At 64.7% G+C, this 2,523-nt stretch carries 2 protein-coding genes; both read right to left on the bottom strand.

Translation table 11 applies throughout. The features are described 5' to 3' along the window. Positions 1-178: 178 nt before the first annotated feature. A complete protein-coding gene (gene istB, locus AC3WS4_RS25230) occupies positions 179-907 on the bottom strand; it encodes an IS21-like element helper ATPase IstB (RefSeq protein WP_031304487.1) in 729 nt (242 codons plus the stop codon). Next, a complete protein-coding gene (gene istA / locus AC3WS4_RS25225; protein WP_021238707.1) occupies positions 894-2,408 on the bottom strand; it encodes an IS21 family transposase in 1,515 nt (504 codons plus the stop codon). The genes istB and istA overlap by 14 nt, the downstream gene beginning before the upstream one ends. Between the last annotated feature and the right edge of the window lie 115 nt (positions 2,409-2,523).

The raw sequence follows: 2,523 nt of genomic DNA, 5'->3' as shown, positions 1-2,523 counted from the left end.
TGTCAAACGGCGTTCAAAAGGGACCCCCGATCGGCGTCGAAGAGGGACCCCCTTTTCGGATAATATGATGCTGGTTTGTTGAAGATGGCCTTGCGCTGCGTGCGGCGGAGGGCGGGCGTAGCCCGACCGGAGGCGCGCGCAGCGCAAGATAGATTTTTGAAGGCGCCGAAGGTGGCTGTCAGCTGCGGTTTTTGAAGCGCCAGCTGTCGTTGCCCGTCTCGACGATATCGCAGTGGTGGGTGACGCGGTCGAGCAGCGCCGTGGTCATCTTGGGATCGCCGAACACGGTCGGCCATTCGCCGAAGGCGAGGTTCGTGGTGATGATGACGCTGGTCCGCTCATAAAGCTTGCTGATGAGGTGGAACAGCAACTGCCCTCCCGAGCGGGCGAACGGCAGATATCCAAGCTCGTCGAGCACGATCAGGTCGAGCCGCGACAGCTGCGCCGCCAGGGTCCCGCCTTTGCCGATCCGGGTCTCCTCTTCGAGGCGTGTCACCAGATCGACGGTGTTGAAGTAGCGGGCGCGAGCGCCCCTTCGCACGACATTGGCGGTGATCGCGATGGCGAGGTGGGTCTTGCCTGTCCCCGTGCCGCCGACCAGCACGATATTGCGGCGAGGCGGGAGGAAGGAGCCATCGTGAAGGGAGCGGATCATCTCCTCATTGATCGGTGTGCCCTCGAAGCTGAACCGCTCCAGGTCCTTCACCACGGGCAGCCTCGCAGCCGTCATCCGATAGCGGATGGAGGCTGCATCCCGGTGGGTCGCCTCAGCACGGAGCAGGTCGGTCAGTATCTCCATGGTGGTGCGCTTGCGCTGGAGGCCGGTGGTGACCGCCTCGTCGAACGCCGCCGCCATGCCCTTGAGCCCGAGGCCGCGCATCGTGTCGATCATATCATGCCGCTGCATCATAGCCTCGCAGCAGATCATAGCGGGCACAGTCGGCGAGCGGAGGATGCTGCAGCATCCGGTCTTCCGAAGTGACGATGCTGTGGGGTGTCGCCGGCTCGCGGCGCCGGGAGAGGATGTTGAGGATCAGCTCGTCGCTGGCCGTTCCGTTCGCCAACGCTTCGCGCACGGCAGCCTCTACCGGCTCCAGGCCATCGGTGAGCACCGCCGAGAGGACCCGCACGAACCTGCGATCGGCCTCGTCCCCGGTGCCGAGCCTTCGCCGTAATCGGTGCAGGGCGGGCGGCAGATCCCAGTCCTGGAACGGTGCGCCGTTACGCAGCGCGCCGGGCTTGTGCGCGAGGACCGGCAGATAATGCCAGGGATCGTATATCGTGCGGTTCCGACCGAAGTGGCGCTCATGCTCCCCGACGATCGCATCGCCGCAGCGTATGACGATGCGATCGGCATAGGAGCGCACCTGAACGGTCCGGCGTGCGGCCGTCGACATGACCGAGTAGCGGTTGCGATCGAAGCTGATGAGGCAGGTGCCGGTGACGGCATGCTCGCTCTCATGGAAGCCGTCGAACGGTGCCAGGATCGGCTGCAGGGCCGGTCGCTCCATATCCAGCGCCTCGGCGACGGTAATATCCCCGCGTTCGGGATGGGCATGATGCTCGGCCCAGCGCCGGCACTCGGCCTCCAGCCACCCGTTGAGCTCGGCCAGGCTGGCGAACCGGAGTCGCGGCTGGAAGAAGCGGCCTCGGATCGTCTGGACCTGCTGTTCGACCTGGCCCTTCTCCCATCCCGCCGCCGGCGAGCAGGCGGTCGGCTCGACCATGTAATGATCGGTCATGATCAGGAAGCGGCGGTTGAACACACGCTCCTTGCCGGTGAACACGGCCGTCACCGCCGTCTTCATATTATCGTAGATACCGCGTCGCGGCACACCGCCGAAGAACGCGAACGCCCGGGCATGGGCATCGAACAGCATCTCCTGGCCCTCGCGCGGATAGGCCCGGACATAGGGTGCGCGCGAGTCGCAGAGACGCATATGCGCCACCTTCACCCGCATCGGCTTGCCGGCGATCTCCACATCCTCGTGGCTCCAGTCGAACTGGTAGGCCTCACCCGGCTGGAAGGTCATCGGGATGAACGCCGGTGCGCCTTCGCCAGCATCCTTCCGCCGCGCAGCACGCCAGCGCGCCGCATAGCGGCGCACCGCATCATAGGATCCATCGAACCCCTCGCGCACCAGCAGGTCATGGATACGCGTCATCCGTAGCCGATCGCGGCGGCCGCGACCTTCGTTCTCCTCAAGCAGCGCATCGAGACGATCCTGATAAGGACCGATCCGCGGCAGCGGCTGGACTTTGCGCTGATAGTTGAACGCCGCCTCCGGCGACCGGATCGCTTTGCGGACGACCTTCCGCGACAAACGAAGGTCACGAGCGATCGCCTTGATCGCCTTACCCGCTGCATGCTCACGCCGAATCCGAACCACTGTCTCCACGATCAACATCCCGTTCTCGCCAACTGATCAAAACCAGTCGGCCGACTAAATCCCCGGGATGAAGGGGTCCTTTTTGCACGCCGATCACCCCACGAAGGGGGTGCCTATTGCACGCTGATCCTCA

The organism is Sphingopyxis sp. EU05-FHT14B03 (assembly GCF_058790875.1).
Note: the sequence above shows the minus strand (reverse complement) of the source record. Positions and strands in the feature narration are given on the sequence as shown.